17 protein-coding genes are annotated in these 16,823 nt (G+C 71.1%); 11 read left to right on the top strand and 6 right to left on the bottom strand.

Going from position 1 to position 16,823, the window contains the following annotated elements; genetic code table 11:
- Positions 1 to 39 precede the first annotated feature (39 nt).
- The 4 genes from mmpB to OG709_RS22905 all read right to left on the bottom strand — a co-directional run bounded on the left by mmpB (position 40) and on the right by OG709_RS22905 (position 2,671).
- Positions 40 to 168, bottom strand: a complete 129-nt coding sequence (gene mmpB, locus OG709_RS22890; RefSeq protein WP_368078204.1) for a morphogenic membrane protein MmpB — start codon at positions 166 to 168, stop codon at positions 40 to 42.
- Positions 169 to 259: 91 nt separating this feature from the next.
- Positions 260 to 655: a hypothetical protein gene (locus tag OG709_RS22895; protein ID WP_250299664.1), complete on the bottom strand. Its 396-nt coding sequence runs from the start codon at positions 653 to 655 to the stop codon at positions 260 to 262.
- 177 nt (positions 656 to 832) lie between these two features.
- Entirely contained in the window at positions 833 to 1,039 is a 207-nt protein-coding gene (locus tag OG709_RS22900; protein ID WP_250299739.1) for an acyl-CoA carboxylase subunit epsilon, read from the bottom strand.
- Between the two features lie 48 nt (positions 1,040 to 1,087).
- Positions 1,088 to 2,671, bottom strand: a complete 1,584-nt coding sequence (locus OG709_RS22905; protein ID WP_250299665.1) for an acyl-CoA carboxylase subunit beta — start codon at positions 2,669 to 2,671, stop codon at positions 1,088 to 1,090.
- A 117-nt stretch (positions 2,672 to 2,788) separates the two neighbouring features.
- Here OG709_RS22905 and OG709_RS22910 point away from each other — a divergent pair, with 117 nt between their 5' ends.
- The 9 genes from OG709_RS22910 (at position 2,789) to OG709_RS22955 (ending at position 13,510) form a co-directional block, all read left to right on the top strand.
- The gene (locus tag OG709_RS22910) at positions 2,789 to 3,640 is read left to right on the top strand and encodes a biotin--[acetyl-CoA-carboxylase] ligase (protein ID WP_250299667.1); all 852 of its coding nucleotides are present in this window, start codon (positions 2,789 to 2,791) and stop codon (positions 3,638 to 3,640) included.
- A gap of 120 nt (positions 3,641 to 3,760) precedes the next feature.
- The gene (locus OG709_RS22915; protein WP_250299669.1) at positions 3,761 to 4,906 is read left to right on the top strand and encodes an adenylate/guanylate cyclase domain-containing protein; all 1,146 of its coding nucleotides are present in this window, start codon (positions 3,761 to 3,763) and stop codon (positions 4,904 to 4,906) included.
- Between the two features lie 73 nt (positions 4,907 to 4,979).
- The gene (locus tag OG709_RS22920; RefSeq protein WP_250299672.1) at positions 4,980 to 5,813 is read left to right on the top strand and encodes an enoyl-CoA hydratase/isomerase family protein; all 834 of its coding nucleotides are present in this window, start codon (positions 4,980 to 4,982) and stop codon (positions 5,811 to 5,813) included.
- 138 nt (positions 5,814 to 5,951) lie between these two features.
- Positions 5,952 to 7,082: a GGDEF domain-containing protein gene (locus OG709_RS22925; RefSeq protein ID WP_250299674.1), complete on the top strand. Its 1,131-nt coding sequence runs from the start codon at positions 5,952 to 5,954 to the stop codon at positions 7,080 to 7,082.
- Positions 7,083 to 7,285: 203 nt separating this feature from the next.
- On the top strand, positions 7,286 to 8,824 hold the full coding sequence (hutH, locus tag OG709_RS22930) for a histidine ammonia-lyase (protein ID WP_250299740.1): 1,539 nt from the start codon (positions 7,286 to 7,288) through the stop codon (positions 8,822 to 8,824).
- Positions 8,825 to 9,199: 375 nt separating this feature from the next.
- On the top strand, positions 9,200 to 9,556 hold the full coding sequence (locus OG709_RS22940; protein WP_250299677.1) for a hypothetical protein: 357 nt from the start codon (positions 9,200 to 9,202) through the stop codon (positions 9,554 to 9,556).
- A 274-nt stretch (positions 9,557 to 9,830) separates the two neighbouring features.
- Positions 9,831 to 11,099 (top strand): L,D-transpeptidase, encoded by a 1,269-nt coding sequence (locus tag OG709_RS22945; protein WP_266641157.1) that lies wholly within the window; start codon positions 9,831 to 9,833, stop codon positions 11,097 to 11,099.
- Positions 11,100 to 11,273: 174 nt separating this feature from the next.
- Positions 11,274 to 12,761: an ABC transporter permease gene (locus OG709_RS22950; protein WP_250299680.1), complete on the top strand. Its 1,488-nt coding sequence runs from the start codon at positions 11,274 to 11,276 to the stop codon at positions 12,759 to 12,761.
- A gap of 56 nt (positions 12,762 to 12,817) precedes the next feature.
- Positions 12,818 to 13,510, top strand: coding sequence for an ABC transporter ATP-binding protein (locus tag OG709_RS22955; RefSeq protein ID WP_250299681.1), 693 nt, complete (start codon positions 12,818 to 12,820; stop codon positions 13,508 to 13,510).
- 3 nt (positions 13,511 to 13,513) lie between these two features.
- Here the strand turns inward: OG709_RS22955 and OG709_RS22960 are convergent, their stop codons facing one another.
- A complete protein-coding gene (locus OG709_RS22960; RefSeq protein WP_250299683.1) occupies positions 13,514 to 13,669 on the bottom strand; it encodes a hypothetical protein in 156 nt (51 codons plus the stop codon).
- Positions 13,670 to 13,695: 26 nt separating this feature from the next.
- Here OG709_RS22960 and OG709_RS22965 point away from each other — a divergent pair, with 26 nt between their 5' ends.
- Positions 13,696 to 14,742 (top strand): NAD(P)-dependent alcohol dehydrogenase, encoded by a 1,047-nt coding sequence (locus OG709_RS22965; protein ID WP_250299686.1) that lies wholly within the window; start codon positions 13,696 to 13,698, stop codon positions 14,740 to 14,742.
- Positions 14,743 to 14,855: 113 nt separating this feature from the next.
- Positions 14,856 to 15,215 (top strand): DUF1330 domain-containing protein, encoded by a 360-nt coding sequence (locus tag OG709_RS22970; RefSeq protein WP_250299688.1) that lies wholly within the window; start codon positions 14,856 to 14,858, stop codon positions 15,213 to 15,215.
- 27 nt (positions 15,216 to 15,242) lie between these two features.
- Here OG709_RS22970 and OG709_RS22975 read toward each other — a convergent pair whose 3' ends face one another.
- Positions 15,243 to 16,820: a hypothetical protein gene (locus tag OG709_RS22975; RefSeq protein ID WP_401276021.1), complete on the bottom strand. Its 1,578-nt coding sequence runs from the start codon at positions 16,818 to 16,820 to the stop codon at positions 15,243 to 15,245.
- Between the last annotated feature and the right edge of the window lie 3 nt (positions 16,821 to 16,823).

Raw genomic sequence — 16,823 nt, forward strand, 5'->3', positions numbered from 1 at the left:
GGGCCCGGCCGCCCGCCACTGTGGTGCGGCGGCGCCCGGTCAGCGCAGGCCCAGGACGGCCATCGCGAGAATCATCGCCAGCGCGAGAACCAGGCCCGCGCGACGCATCATCGCCTGCACGTCCCGCAGCTCCTTGGGGGGTTTGTCCTCCGGGTCGGACCACAGCATGAAGTCGATAGTGCGGCCGGACACCGCGAGGGCGCCTGAGTACGGGTACTCAGGCACGGCGGCGCGGGCTACCGGGTGTCCTCGCTCGGCGCTATCCGCTGATCATGTCGGCATCGCTACGGGACTTCGGTGCTCTGCGGGACCGACGGGCGAACAGCCGGCCGGCGGAGACGACGACGTAGAGCACGACCGCCACTCCGAGCGCGAGGTCGAGCCAGTCATGGCCCGCTCCCGTGAGGAGTGCGGTCCACGCCCGGTACCCCGCGACGGATCCGGCGACCATCAGCAACACCGTCGCGGTGATGTGCAGCGCCCGCGCGGCCTTGGGCCGCCGGTCCTTGAGCAGGTCGGCACCCGCACCGAGTGCGAGCCATGGAGCGAAGGCGTGGTGGGGCTCCAGCCGTCCCGACCCGATGGCGTCCGCGATGTTGATCAGGACTCCGATCGAGCCGACGGCCAGAACACCCTGGGACATACGGAAGGTCATGGCGGCCAAACGTGAGCGGCAGTGGATCGGTCCTCATTGTCACAGGTCCGGCGCCGGGCGGTATGTCCGGCTCGGTCGCCGGTGTCCCGGCGCCGCGCACGGCCTCACCCGGTGGTGGGCCGCCCGCGACTTCCCGGGCGGCCCACCCGGCACATCTGCAACTCCTGGAACAGGGCCTCAGCCCGGCCAGTACGTACGCGCCCAGGCGCGCGGACCCGGCTGCGGTATCCGGGCGCGGCCGATCCGCGCCGGGTCGGACCACCCCTCGGGCGGCACCGGCGCGCCGGACGGCGGGTCCACTGCCGCGGCGGCGCGCGCCTGGACCACCGCCACGGCGGCGGCCAGTTCCTCCGGGGTCGGGTTGCCCCGTACGACCTTGATCATCATCGAGCCCTCCGTGGAATCGGTGGAGTACGGACCGGACGCGAGGTCCTAGAGCGGGATGTTGCCGTGCTTCTTCGGCGGCAGGGACTCCCGCTTCGTCCGCAGCTGACGCAGCCCGCGCACGATGTGCCGCCGGGTCTCGGACGGCATGACCACCGCGTCGACGTAGCCGCGCTCGGCAGCGACGTACGGGTTGAGCAGGGCGTCCTCGTACTCGGAGATCAGCTCGGCGCGGGTCTCCTCGGCGTTCTCGGCGGCGGCGATGGTGCGGCGGTGCAGGATGTTCACCGCGCCCTGTGCGCCCATCACCGCGATCTGCGCGGTCGGCCAGGCGACATTGAGGTCGGCGCCCAGGTGCTTGGAACCCATCACGTCGTACGCGCCGCCGAAGGCCTTGCGGGTGATCACCGTGATCAGCGGGACGGTCGCCTCGGCGTACGCGTAGATCAGCTTGGCGCCCCGGCGGATGATCCCGCCGTACTCCTGGTCGACCCCCGGCAGGAAGCCGGGCACGTCCACGAAGGTGATGACCGGGACGTTGAACGCGTCGCAGGTCCGCACGAAGCGGGCGGCCTTCTCGCTCGCGTCGATGTCGAGACAACCCGCGAACTGCATCGGCTGGTTGGCGACGATGCCGACGGGATGCCCCTCGACCCGCCCGAAGCCGGTGATGATGTTCGGCGCGAACAGCGCCTGGGTCTCCAGGAATTCGGCGTCGTCCAGCACGTGCTCGATGGCCGTGTGCATGTCGTACGGCTGGTTCGCGGAGTCCGGGATGAGGGTGTCCAGCTCGCGGTCCTCGTCCGAGGTCTCCAGGTCCGCCTCCTCGGGGAAGACGGGCGGCTCGGAGAGGTTGTTCGAAGGGAGGTAGGACAGCAGCGACTTGACGTACTCGATGGCGTCCTTCTCGTCGCCCGCCATGTGGTGCGCCACCCCGGAGGTGGTGTTGTGCGTACGGGCGCCGCCCAGCTCCTCGAAGCCCACGTCCTCACCGGTGACGGTCTTGATGACGTCCGGGCCGGTGATGAACATGTGCGAGGTCTGGTCGACCATCACCGTGAAGTCGGTGATCGCGGGGGAGTACACCGCGCCGCCGGCGCACGGGCCGACGATCAGACTGATCTGCGGGATCACACCGGAGGCGTGCACATTGCGGCGGAAGATCTCGGCGAACAGGCCGAGCGCCACCACACCCTCCTGGATACGGGCGCCGCCGCCGTCGTTGATCCCGATGATCGGGCAGCCGGTCTTCATCGCGAAGTCCATGACCTTCACGATCTTCTCGCCGTACACCTCGCCCAGCGAGCCGCCGAAGATGGTGAAGTCCTGCGAGTACACACAGACCGGACGGCCGTCGACCGTGCCGTACCCGGTGACCACGCCGTCGCCGTACGGCCGGTTCTTCTCGATGCCGAAATTGGTCGAACGGTGCCGGGCGAACTCGTCCAGCTCGACGAAGGAACCCTCGTCGAGCAGCAGTTCCACCCGCTCACGGGCGGTCAGTTTTCCCTTGGCGTGCTGCTTCTCCACCGCGCGCGCCGACCCGGCGTGCGTCGCCTCGTCGATGCGGTACTGAAGATCCGCGAGCTTCCCCGCGGTGGTGTGGACGTTGATCTCTTCCGGCTCGGACATCGGGATGCGGCTCCCTGGGAATCGGGCGGCTGGCGGGGTGTTCGGCTACTGGCACGTAGCGTATCGGCGCTGGTGCGCCTCGGCAGTGCGTCGTTTGCCACACCTACTGTGGGTTGCATGACGTCATCGGATGTACCTGACAATCGCTGGTCGGACCTGGAGCGCCCGCCGCTGAACGTGTCCGCCCTGCGCCGTGCGCTGGTGCGGCCCGGGTCGCTGTGGACCTCGCTCGACGTGGTCGCCACCACCGGGTCCACCAACTCCGACCTCGCGGGCCGGGCGGCGGAGCTCGACGAGGGCGCCGTCCTGGTGGCCGAGGAACAGAGCGCCGGACGCGGACGGCTGGACCGGCAGTGGTCGGCGCCCGCCCGCTCCGGGCTCTTCCTCTCCGTACTCCTCAGGCCGGGACCGCAGGTGCCCCTCCAGCTCTGGGGGTGGCTGCCGCTGCTCACCGGGGTCGCCGTGGCCACCGGACTGTCCCGGGCGGCGGGCGTCGACACCGCGCTGAAGTGGCCGAACGACCTGCTGGTCACCGTCGGCGGCACGGAGCGCAAGGCGGGCGGCATCCTCGCCGAGCGCGCCGGGGACGACGCCGTCGTGGTCGGCATGGGCCTCAACGTCTCGCTCCGCGAGGACGAACTGCCCGTCCCCACCGCGGGCTCCCTGGCCCTGGCCGGGGCGGTCTCCACCGACCGGGACCCGTTGCTGCGGGCCGTGCTGCGCTCGCTGGAGCAGTGGTACGGCGACTGGCGCGCGGCGGGCGGCGACCCGCGGGACTCCCGGCTCCAGGAGGCGTACACGGCGGGCTGCGCGACGCTGGGCCGCAAGGTCAGGGCCGAACTGCCCGGTGACACCGAACTGGTCGGGGAAGCGGTCGCCGTCGACGGCGACGGCAGGCTCGTGGTGGCCGGTGAGGACGGCATGCAGGCGGTCGGTGCGGGTGACATCGTGCACTTGCGACCGGTCTGAGAGCGACAGGCACGTGAGCTACGGCACACCTGCCGTATGGTTGAGGCGATCCGCGGCAGATCAGCGCCGCGACAGCCAGATCGGCAGGGCAGTGCGCAGGGAATGGGCAGGAGGCGGCAGGTGACCGTCGACGACAACTCGTCCGGCGCGGGTGAGGAGCCCCCTTCTTCTCCGTACCGCACTCCGCACCATGAGGTCGATCACACCGCGGAGCCCTCCGACGATCCGCTGGCCATCCGGCTCGAACAGCTGATCCTCGGCGCCGACCGCCGCTACACCCCCTTCCAGGCCGCCCGCACGGCCGGTGTCTCGATGGAGCTGGCCTCCCGCTTCTGGCGGGCCATGGGCTTCGCCGACATCGGCCAGGCCAAGGCGCTCACCGAGGCGGACGTACTGGCGCTGCGCCGCCTCGCCGGACTCGTCGAGGCCGGGCTGCTGAGCGAGCCGATGGCCGTGCAGGTCGCCCGGTCGACCGGGCAGACCACCGCCCGGCTGGCCGAGTGGCAGATCGACTCCTTCCTGGCGGGTCTGACCGAGCCGCCGGAGCCGGGGATGACCCGCACCGAGGTCACGTACCCCCTGGTGGAGCTGCTGCTGCCGGAGCTGGAGGAGTTCCTGCGCTATGTGTGGCGGCGCCAGCTCGCCGCCGCGACCGGGCGGGTGGTGCAGGCCGCGGACGACGAGGAGATGGTCGACCGCCGCCTGGCGGTGGGCTTCGCCGACCTCGTCGGCTTCACCCGGCTGACCCGCCGGCTGGAGGAGGAGGAGCTGGGCGAGCTGGTCGAGGCGTTCGAGACGACCTGCGCCGACCTGGTCGCCGCACACGGCGGCCGGCTCATCAAGACCCTCGGCGACGAGGTGCTGTACGCGGCGGACGACGCCGGTACGGCCGCCGAGATCGCGCTGCGGCTCATCGAGACCATGGGCAACGACGAGACGATGCCCGAGCTGCGCGTCGGTATCGCGTTCGGCACGGTCACGACCCGGATGGGCGATGTGTTCGGTACGACGGTGAACCTGGCCAGCAGGCTGACCTCGATAGCGCCCAAGGACACGGTGCTGGTGGACGGGGCGTTCGCCGAGGAGCTGGGGCGCACGGCGGACGCGCCGGTCTCCGAGGCGGAGGCGGCGGCCGAGGCCGAACGCGCGAAGAAGAACGGCGAGGAGGCGCCCTCGTACCGCTTCGCACTCCAGCCGATGTGGCAGCGGCCGGTGCGCGGGCTGGGCGTGGTCGAGCCGTGGCTGCTGACCCGCCGCAGTACCTGACGCCTGCGGTACGGGTCTGACGTCTGCGGCACGGGGCCTGACGCTGGCGGTACGGGCTGGCTATCGTGCGCGGATGACCTCTGAGATCTCAGATACTGAAACAGGCGCGGGGCAGACGGGCGCGGAGCAGCGGTACGGCGAGTTCGTCGCCGTGCGCCGGCACGGTCACGTCGCCGAACTGGTCCTGGACCGGCCCAAGGCGATGAACGCGGTGTCCACCGCGATGGCCCGGTCCATCGCGGTGGCCTGCGCGGCGCTGTCGGCGGACGGCTCGGCGCGGACCGTGGTGGTCACCTCCACCCACGACCGGGCCTTCTGCGTGGGCGCCGACCTCAAGGAGCGCAACTCCTTCACCGACGCCGAGCTGGTGCGGCAGCGGCCCACGGCCCGTGCCGCGTACACCGGCGTACTGGAACTGCCCATGCCGACGGTCGCCGCCGTGCACGGGTTCGCACTCGGCGGCGGTTTCGAGCTGGCGCTGGCCTGCGATCTGATCGTCGCGGACGCGACGGCCGTGGTCGGGCTGCCCGAGGTGTCGGTCGGGGTGATCCCCGGCGGTGGCGGTACGCAGCTGCTGCCCCGGCGGGTCGGTGCGGCCCGCGCGGCCGAGCTGGTCTTCACCGCCCGGCGTGTACAGGCGGCCGAGGCAAGGGAGTTGGGGCTGGTGGACATCCTGGCCGAGGACGCCCGTACGGAGGCGCTGGAGCTCGCGGGCCGGATCGCGGCGAACTCACCGGTCGGGCTGCGCGCGGCCAAGCGGGCGCTGCGGCTGGGGCACGGGCTGGACCTGCGGGCCGGTCTGGAGGTCGAGGACGCGGCCTGGCGCTCGGTGGCCTTCTCCGGGGACCGGGCGGAAGGCGTCGCGGCCTTCAACGAGAAGCGGACGCCGCAGTGGCCGGGGGAGTAGCCGGAGGGGTTGCGGGAGGAGTGCCCGGAGGAGTTGCGAGAGGGGTGGCCGGAGGGGTGGCCGGGTCTGGAGTCCGGCATGTCACGTTCTGTGACGTATAACTGCTCAAAAGCCGTGCATCGTACTTAAGCTGGAGCAATGGGTGACGATGTGCGGCTGCGGGCCGTGGTGACGCTTGCGCAGGCCATGGCCTCGGCGCACACCCCTCGTGCGTCCTGGCGGGCGGCCACGGCGGGGGCGTGCGACGCGCTGGGCGGGACCTTCGCCGCGCTCTCCGTCTGGGAGCGGGAGCTGGGGCAGCTGAAGGTGCTGGCCAATGTGGGCGAGCGGGCCGCGGGCGAGGCCGAGTTCCCCGAGGCCGAGACCTACCCGGTGAATCACTTCCCGGAGATCGCGGAGTTCCTGCACGAGCGGTGGGCGAGCGGGGGCGAGCCCAACGCCTGGGTGGAGACGGCCGACGGCCCCGCCGAGGGCTCGGCGGGCTACTGCCACCAGCGGGTGGCCGCGCTGCGCAGGCGGGGGCGCGGCAGCTGTGTCGTCGCGCCGATAGTGCTGCGCGGCCGGGCCTGGGGCGAGCTGTACGTGGCCAGGCCGGTGGGGGTGCCGGTCTTCGACCGGGACGACGCGGACTTCGCGACGGTGCTGGCCGCGGTGGTGGCGGCGGGCCTCGCGCAGACGGAACGGCTGGAAGAGGTCAGGAAGCTGGCCTTCACCGACCCGCTGACCGGCCTCGCCAACCGCCGGGCGGTCGACATCGGCCTCGACGCCGCGGTGGAGCGCTTCCGGGCGGACGGCACCGTGGTCAGCCTCATGGTCTGCGACCTCAACGGACTGAAGCAGGTCAACGACACCCACGGTCACGCGGTCGGCGACCGCCTCCTGGAACGCTTCGGCTCGGTCCTCTCGGTGTGCGGGGCGATGCTCCCGGGGGCGCTGGCGGCGCGGCTGGGCGGCGACGAGTTCTGCCTGCTCGCGGTGGGGCCGGGGGCGGACGAGGTGATCCGGGTCGCGGAGGAGCTCTGTGTACGGGCGGGCGAGCTGGAGCCGGGCGACGGGGTGGCCTGCGGGGTCGCGTCCACCGGAGACCCGATCGGCCCGCTGCGCTCGGCCCGCAGGCTCTTCCGGCTGGCGGACGCGGCCCAGTACCGGGCGAAGGCGGCCCGGTCGTCGAGGCCGGTGGTGGCGGGGCGGGACGGAGCGGTGGTGCGGCTGGCGGACACGCCTTCGCCGACGGGGGACCGGCGGCGGATACGGGGCAAGCGGTCCTGAGGCGGGCGGGGGTGCGGCCGGCCTCGGGGGCTCCGCCCCCGGACCCCCGCTCCTCAATCGCCGGAGGGGCTTGAGGCGTCCTCGATCGCCGGAGGGGCTTGAAGGTGTCCTCGATCGCCGGAGGGGCTGATGTGTGTAAGGGGCGCCCCCACGCAGCAGTGGTGACAGGTTGGGATTCAGTACGTAGGCTTCTGAATATGGATATGCATACAGTCGTCGTGGGAACGTCCGGCACCACCGCCGACGACGTCCTCGCCGTCGCCCGCGGCAACGCCCGTGTCGAGCTCTCCGCCGAGGCCCGTACCGCCCTCGCCGCCGCCCGCGAGATCGTGGACGCGCTGGCCGCCAAGCCCGAGCCGGTGTACGGCGTCTCCACCGGGTTCGGTGCGCTCGCCTCCCGGCACATCAGCCCCGAGCTGCGCGCCCAGCTCCAGCGCAACATCGTGCGCTCGCACGCCGCCGGCATGGGCCCGCGGGTGGAGCGCGAGGTCGTGCGGGCGCTGATGTTCCTGCGGCTCAAGACCGTCTGCTCCGGGCACACCGGCGTACGGCCCGAGGTCGCGCAGACCATGGCCGACATCCTCAACGCCGGAATCACCCCCGTGGTGCACGAGTACGGCTCGCTCGGCTGCTCCGGCGACCTGGCCCCCCTCTCGCACTGTGCGCTGACCCTGATCGGTGAGGGCGAGGCCGAAGGCCCCGACGGCGAGGTGCGGCCCGCGGCCGAGCTGCTCGCCGCAGCGGGCATCGCCCCCGTCGAGCTGCGCGAGAAGGAGGGCCTGGCCCTCCTCAACGGCACCGACGGCATGCTCGGCATGCTCGTCATGGCCATCGCCGACCTCAAGAAGCTCTACACCTCGGCCGACATCACCGCCGCCCTGTCGCTGGAGGCGCTGCTCGGTACCGAGAAGGTCCTCGCGCCGGAACTGCACGCCATCCGCCCGCACCCCGGCCAGGGCGCGGCGGCGGCCAACATGCTGAAGGTGCTCGACGGGTCCGGGCTCACCGGCCACCACCAGGACGACGCCCCGCGCGTCCAGGACGCCTACTCCGTGCGCTGCGCCCCGCAGGTCAACGGCGCGGGACGGGACACCGTCGACCACGCCCGTACCGTCGCCGAGCGCGAACTCGCCTCCGCCGTGGACAACCCCGTGGTGCTGCCCGACGGCCGTGTCGAGTCGAACGGGAACTTCCACGGGGCGCCCGTGGCGTACGTACTCGACTTCCTGGCCATCGCCGCCGCCGACCTCGGTTCCATCGCGGAGCGCCGTACCGACCGGCTGCTCGACAAGAACCGTTCGCACGGGCTGCCGCCCTTCCTGGCCGACGACGCCGGTGTCGACTCGGGCCTGATGATCGCCCAGTACACCCAGGCCGCGCTGGTCAGCGAGATGAAGCGGCTCGCGGTTCCGGCGTCCGTCGACTCGATCCCGTCCTCCGCGATGCAGGAGGACCATGTGTCGATGGGCTGGTCGGCGGCGCGGAAGCTGCGTACCGCCGTCGACAACCTGACCCGGATCATCGCGATCGAGCTGTACGCGGCCACCCGCGCCGTCGAGCTGCGCGCGGGGCTGTCGCCCGCCCCGGCCAGCAGCGCGGTCATCGAGGCCGTGCGCAAGGCGGGCGTCGAGGGTCCTGGACCCGACCGCTTCCTGGCACCCGATCTCGCCGCCGCCGACGCCTTCGTCAGGGACGGGGGCCTGGTCAGGGCCGCGGAGACCGTGACGGGTCCGCTCGACTGACGACTGACGCGACAAGACGCCTGACGCCTGACGCCTGACGCCTGGCGTCAGGCGTCTTATGGCAGCGGAGCAGTACGTGCGGGGCCGCCCGGGGCATCGTCGCCCGGGGCGGCGCTGTCCCGGGGTGCGGTCGTGTGCTGCCGGGCGTGCGCCGGCGCAGCCGCTCGCGGGCCGTCCTCGGCGTGCGCGGAGGGGACGAACGACAGGGCGCAGAGCACGGTTCCCGCGGCAACGGCGGTCAACAGCGGTCGGCGGGTGGACACAGGATCGATCTCCCTTGCTGCACAGGCGAATTGGCCCCGTTGGGCGCCGATGCTAGTGAAAGCAGCGGGTCGCGGGAAAGACGCAGCGGCCCGGAGCCTTACGCTCCGTCGCATGGCCAACGAAGAAACATCCCGATATGTGCGACTCAAGGTGGAACTGGTGCTGGAGGTGCACGACGCCCCGGCGCTCTGCGAAGCGGCGCTCGAACGGATCGCGGACGACGCGGAAGGGCTCCAGCCCGGCATGCTGGGCGAGGACAGGACGCATGCCGAGGCGGCGGTCAGGGAAGACGCCGCAGAGGCGGTCGCACACCTGGTGGACCCGCTCGACCTGATCGGGGACCTGCCGGGAGTGGAGCTCGTCCAGGCAGGCTGGGCGAGTGAGCAGATCGACTACGACCCCGATTCGCTGGAATGGGACCTGGACGAGGAAGATGTGCCGGACGGCGACGCGGATGTGACACCGTAACTCCGTTACGCGACAAGGCGTGTACGGAGCGACGCGTCCCGGGGTGCGGTACCGCACCCCGGGGCTGCGGGTCCGCTGCGGAGCCGCGGCGGTCTCTCCGGGATCTCTTCGGGATCTCTTCGGGATCCCGCTGGGACCTCGCCGGGGAACGAGTGTTGTTTCACACATCTTCACCTGATGTGGAACCGGCACTTCGGTACAGATGTTCTTAACAGGGTGCAGGGACGCAGCACGCTCGCGACCTGCTCGGGGATTTTCGGGGTATTCGGCAACGATGGAGAAGCGTGTGATGACGGAAAGTAGGCGGCGCAAGGGCCTGATGGCTGCGTCCGCACTGCTCGGCGGCGTACTGGTGCTGTCGGCCTGCAGTGGAGGCGACAGCAAGGCCGGTGCCGCGGACAGTTCGAAGAAGTCCTCGCAGAGCGCGGTCGACGAGGCCGCGGCGAAGGACACCTCCGACGCCCGAATAGCGATCACGCCCAAGAACGGCGCGAACAACGCCGGTATCAACAAGGACGCGAAGGTCGCCGTCACCTCGGGCAAGCTGACCCAGGTCTCGATGACCACGGCGGGCGGCACGGCTGTCAAGGGCACCATCGCGGCCGACGGCCTGAGCTGGAAGCCGGACGCCCAGCTCGACCGCTCCACCACGTACAAGATCGCTGTCACGGCCGCCGACGCCAAGGGCCGTCAGGCACACGAGAACTCGTCGTTCACCACGGTCTCGCCGACCAACAGCTTCATCGGCAACTTCACGCCCGAGGACGGTTCGACCGTCGGCGTGGGCATGCCGGTGTCGATCAACTTCGACAAGGCGATCACCAACAAGAAGGCTGTCGAGGACGCCGTCAAGGTGACGTCGAGCAGCGGCCAGGAAGTCGTCGGGCACTGGTTCAGCCCCACCCGGCTGGACCTCCGCCCGGACCAGTACTGGAAGGAAGGCTCGACCGTCACCATGAAGCTCGCCCTCGACGGTGTCGAGGGTGCCAGCGGAGTGACGGGTGTCCAGGACAAGACGGTCACCTTCAAGATCGGCCGCAACCAGGTCTCCGTCGTGGACGCCGCCGCGCACACGATGAAGGTCATGCAGGACGGCAAGACGATCAGGACCATCCCGATCTCGGCCGGCTCCCCGGACCACACCACGTACAACGGCCAGATGGTGATCTCCGAGAAGTACAAGCAGACCCGGATGGACGGCTCGACCGTCGGCTTCACCAACGCGGACGGCAAGGGCGAGTACGACATCAAGGACGTCCCGCACGCCATGCGGCTGTCCAGCTCCGGCACCTTCATCCACGGCAACTACTGGGGCGCCAAGTCCCTCTTCGGCAGCGCCAACACCAGCCACGGCTGTGTGGGGCTCTCCGACACCAAGGGTGCGAACGACCCCAACACCGCGGCCTCGTGGTTCTACAACCACTCGCTCATCGGTGACGTGGTCGTCGTGAAGAACTCCAACGACAAGACGATCCAGCCCGACAACGGCCTCAACGGCTGGAACCTGAACTGGTCGGCGTGGAAGGCCGGTTCGGCCGCCTGACCGAAGGCCGGGTCCGGCCGCCTGACCAAGGCCGGACCCACCCCGCCCCCGTACGACGGCGGCCCGTCCCCCTCTGTGGACGGGCCGCTGTCGGCGTTCCCGGGCCCGGTTCTTCTCATCGGTCTCTCACCCGGGCCTTATCCAGCCATCACCGGCGGCTCGTACTTTCACGCCATGTTCTTCACCTACCTCCGGCGCGAGCTGCGCCGACGCAGAAAGGCGGCGCTCGTCGTCGCCTCGGGGCTGGCCCTCGGTATTGCGCTGGTCATCGTCGTCAGCTCGGTCTCCTCAGGGATGGGCCAGGCACAGGACAAGGTCCTTCAGTCGCTGTACGGCCTCGGTACGGACATGACCGTCACCAAGGCCGAGGCGCCCGCCGGAACCACCGGGAGCAACGCCCGGCCCAAGTTCGAGTTCGGCGCCAAGGGCAACAGCGACGACACGAAGCAGAGCAGCGACCGGGTGATGGTGCAGGGCTTCCAGACCCTGGCCTCGTCGACCGTCGACAAGGTCGGTACGCAGAGCGGCGTCTCGGGCGCCGTCGGCGGGCTGAGCCTGAACGTGCTGAAGGTCAACGGGCAGTTCAAGCGCGGCGAGTACAAGCAGCAGCCCGGCGGCGACACCGGCGAGGGCGGTCGGCGCGGCGGCTCCACCGGCGCCCCGCGCGGTGAGGTCCAGGGCGGCGGAGCCAACTTCGACGTCGACTCCTACACCGTGTTCGGCACCGACGTCGCCCACCTCGGCCTCGGCCCGCTGACCTCCTCGAAGATCACCTCGGGGCGTACGTTCACCAGCTCGGAGACCGACGCCGAGGTCGCCGTCGCCGACTCCTCGTACGCCGACAAGAAGAAGCTCAAGGTCGGCAGCACCGTCACGATCTCCTCGGTGAAGTACAAGATCGTGGGCATCGCGACCCCCGACAGCGGTGACGCCGCCGCCAATCTGTACCTCCCGCTGAAGCAGGCCCAGACGCTGGCCGACGCCAAGGACAAGGTCACCACGGTCTACGTCAAGGCCGCCGACTCGAAGAAGATCTCCGGCGTCAAGTCGACGATCCAGAAGAACGTTCCGGGCACCACGGTCACCACGTCCGCCGATCTCGCGGACACCGTCTCCGGTTCCCTCTCCACCGCCTCCAACCTCGCCACCAACGTCGGCAAGTGGCTGTCGATCGCGGTCCTCGTCGCCGCCTTCCTGGTGGCCGGGCTGCTCACCTCGTCGGCCGTCAGCCGCCGGGTACGGGAGTTCGGCACGCTCAAGGCGCTCGGCTGGAAGAGCGGCCGGGTCACCCGCCAGGTGGTGGGTGAGGCGCTCGTCAACGGCCTGCTCGGCGGGGTCCTCGGCATCGCGCTCGGGCTGGCCGGCGCGTACCTGGTGACCGCCATCAGCCCGACCCTCAGCGCCTCGGTCGCCTCCTCCGGCGGCGGTATGCGCGGCGGCTTCGGCGGGGGCGGTGGCTTCGGCGGCGGTGGCGGCGGCTTCGGTGCCGGGCGGCAGGCCGCGTCGAAGGCCCTGGACATCTCGCTGACCGCACCGGTCTCCCTCTCCACCATCGGGGTGGCCGTGGCACTCGCCGTGGCGGGCGGCCTCATCGCGGGCGGCTTCGGCGGCTGGCGCGCCTCCCGGCTGCGCCCCGCGGACGCCCTGCGCCGCGTCGAGTAGCCACCCACCCCCCGTCCGTACAGCAGGAGTTGAGAGCAGGAGTTGAGAACCGTCCCATGTATGAACTCAGCGGAGTCACCAAGCGCTACCAGCGCGGCAAGAAGACCGTCGACGCGCTCGCCGGAGTCGATCTGACCATCGAGGACGGCGGCCGTCTGGTCATCCAGGGCCCCACCGGGGGCGGGAAATCCACCCTCCTCCAGATGCTCGGCGGCCTGGACCGGCCGACCGCGGGCAGCGTCGTACTCGACGGGGTGGACCTCGGGACGCTCAGCGAGTCCAGGCTCACCAAGGTGCGCGCCGAGAACATCGGCTTCGTCTTCCAGTCCTTCAACCTGATCCCGACCCTCACCGCGCAGGAGAACGTCGAGACCGCGCTCGTCCCGCTCTCCGTCAAGGGCCCCGAGCGGCGCCGGAGGGCCGCCGAGGCGCTGGAGTCCGTGGGGCTGACGGAGCGCTTCGGGCACCTCCCCTCCGAGATGTCCGGCGGCCAGCAGCAGCGTGTCGCCATCGCCCGCGCCCTGGTCAAGAACCCCAAGGTGCTGCTCGCCGACGAGCCCACCGGCAACCTCGACGAGGGGATGCGCGACGAGATCATGGAGGTGCTGGAAGGGCTGTGGAAGGACCACGGGCTGACCTTCGTCATGGTCACCCACGACACCGCCCTCGCCCGCCGCGCCCCGCGCGTCGCCACCATCCGCAAGGGCAAGGTGACGATCACGGAGAACGCGGCGGCGGGCCGGTCGTAGCGGTCACCCGGTGACGGCGGGGTCCGTCTGCCGCGTGCCGGGGCCCCGGGCCGCGAGCAGCCGCAGGATCCCCGCCGACTCCGGGCCCGGTTCGGCACGGAGGGTGAGCGGACCCTGGTCGTGGTCGGCGGGGAGCGTCAGGCAGGCTGGACGGACCACCCCGATTCTGAGGAGAACGTTTCCGGATGACTTTCACCACCGTCGCCGCGTACGCAGCCCCCGCTCCGAAGGCCCCGCTGGAGCGCACCACCGTGCCGCGCCGTCCGGTCGGAGAACACGACGTACTGATCGACATCAAGTTCGCCGGTATCTGCCACTCCGACATCCACCAGGTCCGTGAGGGCTGGGGCAAGGGACTGTTCCCGATGGTCCCCGGCCACGAGATAGCCGGAATCGTCGCCGAGGTCGGTCCGGGCGTCACCAAGTTCGCCGTCGGTGACCGGGTCGGCGTCGGCTGCATGGTCGACTCCTGCCGCGAGTGCGACAACTGCCTGGCGGGCCTGGAGCAGTACTGCGCGAAGGGCAACACCGGCACGTACAACGCCGTCGACAAGCAGGGCGAGCGCACCTACGGCGGGTACTCCACCCACATCGTCGTCGACGAGAACTACACCCTGCGCATCCCCGAGGGCATCGCGCTCGACGTGGCCGCGCCGCTGCTCTGCGCGGGCATCACCACCTACTCGCCGCTCGCCCACTGGAACGCGGGCCCCGGCAAGAAGGTCGCCATCGTCGGCCTGGGCGGCCTCGGACACATGGGCGTCAAGATCGCGCACGCGATGGGCGCCGAGGTGACCGTACTGAGCCAGTCGCTGCGCAAGCAGGAGGACGGGCTGAAGCTGGGCGCCGACCACTACTACGCGACCAGCGACCCCAAGACCTTCGAGGAGCTCAAGGGCTCCCTGGACCTGATCGTCTCCACGGTCTCCGCTCCGCTCCCGCTCGACTCGTACCTGAGCCTGCTGAAGACGGACGGTGCGATGGTCAACGTGGGCGCCCCCGAGGAGCCCGTCTCGCTCAACCTCTTCTCCGTCATCGGCGGACGCAAGACCCTCGCCGGGTCCGGGATCGGTGGTATCCGCGAGACCCAGGAGATGCTGGACTTCTGCGCGGAGCACGGCTTCGGCGCGGAGATCGAGGTGATCGCCGCGGACGGGATCAACGAGGCGTACGAGCGGGTGCTGGCCAGCGATGTCAGGTACCGCTTCGTGATCGACACCGCGACGATCTGACCGCCGGCGATTACTCCTGAGGTAATCGACACGCACGCGCTGTCACGGCAGGCTCTGGCTCACAGCGGTTCGCTCCCGCGAACCGCTGGGCCCGAGCCTGTTGAGGAGGCCCCATGACCGCGTACGCCGTGGCTCATCTGCGTCCTGCCGACCACTTCGCGGAAGACGTCTTCGTCTACCTGGAGAACATCCAGTCGACGCTGGACCCCTTCGGTGGCCACTTCCTGGTGCACGGCGCCCAGTTGGAGGTGCGCGAGGGGAAGTGGCCCGGGACGCTGGTCGTCATCGGTTTCCCCGGGATCGAGGAAGCCCGCGCCTGGTACGACTCCCCGGCCTACCAGGAGCTGCTGCCGCTGCGCACCGGCCACGTGGACGGGGACGCCGTGCTGGTCGAGGGCGTGGCGCCCGGATTCGACGCGGCGGCGAGCGCGGCCCACTACCGGGACGTCGCGCAGCGCATGAACACGGCCTGAACCCGCTTTCCGGGCCCGGCCGCCCGCTCAGTCCGCGAGTGCGCCGTACCCGGAGCCGAGCCGGTACTCGCCGGGGCCCGGTACGGTCAGCCGCGTCCACTCCCCGTGCTCACGCACCGAGGCGCCGCCGCTCGACCGCAGCCAGGGCGAGTACGCGATCCGTACGGTGACCGATCCCGCCCGGGGCATCCGCACCACCAGTTCCGCGTCGTCACCCCGGACGACCGTGCCGGGCGCCTCCACCAGCGGAGTCGCGCCGTCCACCCGGTAGATCCGCCAGTGGGCGTCCCGCCAGACGGGCTTCAGCCAGTGCGGCTCCGACCGTACGAGGGCGGCCTCGCCCTCCGCCGGGCCGTCGGGGCGCCCGTCGTGCAGGACGACGTACCCGACGGCGAACCGGTCCAGCCAGGCCCGGTAGGTGGTGGCGTCGAGCGTCCCGTCGTAGAAGAGCCGCCCGCGCTCGACGTCGAGCTGCCGGTTCCAGCCGCGGGCCGTGTTCACGTACGGGGCCAGCACCGCCGCCTCGCGGTGGTTGCGCGCGGGCACCACCTCGACCCGGGTGCGGTCGGCGTGCAGCCGCTGGAGCTCCCGGACGACTCCGCCCGTGTCGGCGGCCCACGCGGGGACCGCGTCGGAGACCCGCAGGTCGTCCAGGGTCTTGTCGACGAGCCAGTAGCAGTTGAGACCGAGCGCGGCGACCAGCACGAGACGCCGTACGGCGCGGTGTTCGGCGAGTACCGCGACCAGCAGGACCACGGGTCCCACCAGCCCGACGAGCCGCTCGACGTTCGTGCCGATGGGAGAGGGGATGAGATAGGTGAGGACCACCCCGACGCCGTACACCAACGCGGCGTACCGGGTCAGACGGCACCGCGCGGCGGCCACCAGCGCGGCGCAGGCGGCCAGCGGCATCCACAACTTGCCCACGGCCATGGGCTGTTCGCCCTGGAACGGGAAGAGCAGGGTCGTCGCCCCGACCACCAGGAACGGCGGCAGCGCCAGCCGCAGCCCCTTCCGCCACTGCCGGTCCAGCAGATGGGCGCCCGCGACCACCACCAGGAACAGCCCCGCGACCGGGCTGGCCATCGTCGCGAGCGCGGCGCACACCGGCGCACGGACCGGACGCTCCAGCCACAGCACGGCGAGCAGCCCGACGGCCACGCCCACCGCGAAGGTCGTACGCCCGGACGCGACGTTGCACCAGAGGGCGAGCGCGCCGAGCACCGCGGGCGCGAGTGACCACCGCACCCCGGTGCGCGCGACGAGACACGACAGCACCCAGGTCCCGCCGAGCCCGGCCAGCACGGACACCGTCCGGGTGCCGAACCAGGCCATGAGGTACGGCGTCAGCAGGCTGTAGTTGGCGGTGTGCGCCCCGCCGTACCAGAACAGGTTGTACGCCGAACCAGGATGCCGGGAGGCGAACCCGGCCCAGGCGAGCTGGGCGGCCAGATCCCCGCCGCCGGTGGCCAGTACGGCCGCCCACAGCACGTACAGCGGGAGGACGCAGCCGGTGGCCACGGCCGGTACGAACCACCAGGCGGTGGTCGCCGCCGACCGTGCGGTTCCCTCGGCGCGCGGCCGGACGCTCTCACTGATCCCCACGGG

It is taken from the genome of Streptomyces sp. NBC_01267 (assembly GCF_036241575.1).
GTDB lineage: Bacteria > Actinomycetota > Actinomycetes > Streptomycetales > Streptomycetaceae > Streptomyces.

Bases quoted from the DNA above. Each gene is read 5' to 3' on its own strand.
- OG709_RS22910 (WP_250299667.1), top strand. From the start codon at position 2,789: ATGACGTCATCGGATGTACCTGACAATCGCTGGTCGGACCTGGAGCGC.
- mmpB (WP_368078204.1), bottom strand. From the start codon at position 168: ATGCTGTGGTCCGACCCGGAGGACAAACCCCCCAAGGAGCTGCGGGAC.
- OG709_RS22945 (WP_266641157.1), top strand. From the start codon at position 9,831: ATGGAGAAGCGTGTGATGACGGAAAGTAGGCGGCGCAAGGGCCTGATG.
- OG709_RS22925 (WP_250299674.1), top strand. From the start codon at position 5,952: ATGGGTGACGATGTGCGGCTGCGGGCCGTGGTGACGCTTGCGCAGGCC.
- hutH (WP_250299740.1), top strand. From the start codon at position 7,286: ATGCATACAGTCGTCGTGGGAACGTCCGGCACCACCGCCGACGACGTC.
- OG709_RS22905 (WP_250299665.1), bottom strand. From the start codon at position 2,671: ATGTCCGAGCCGGAAGAGATCAACGTCCACACCACCGCGGGGAAGCTC.
- OG709_RS22900 (WP_250299739.1), bottom strand. From the start codon at position 1,039: ATGATCAAGGTCGTACGGGGCAACCCGACCCCGGAGGAACTGGCCGCC.
- OG709_RS22970 (WP_250299688.1), top strand. From the start codon at position 14,856: ATGACCGCGTACGCCGTGGCTCATCTGCGTCCTGCCGACCACTTCGCG.
- OG709_RS22965 (WP_250299686.1), top strand. From the start codon at position 13,696: ATGACTTTCACCACCGTCGCCGCGTACGCAGCCCCCGCTCCGAAGGCC.
- OG709_RS22940 (WP_250299677.1), top strand. From the start codon at position 9,200: ATGGCCAACGAAGAAACATCCCGATATGTGCGACTCAAGGTGGAACTG.
- OG709_RS22920 (WP_250299672.1), top strand. From the start codon at position 4,980: ATGACCTCTGAGATCTCAGATACTGAAACAGGCGCGGGGCAGACGGGC.
- OG709_RS22895 (WP_250299664.1), bottom strand. From the start codon at position 655: ATGACCTTCCGTATGTCCCAGGGTGTTCTGGCCGTCGGCTCGATCGGA.
- OG709_RS22950 (WP_250299680.1), top strand. From the start codon at position 11,274: ATGTTCTTCACCTACCTCCGGCGCGAGCTGCGCCGACGCAGAAAGGCG.
- OG709_RS22955 (WP_250299681.1), top strand. From the start codon at position 12,818: ATGTATGAACTCAGCGGAGTCACCAAGCGCTACCAGCGCGGCAAGAAG.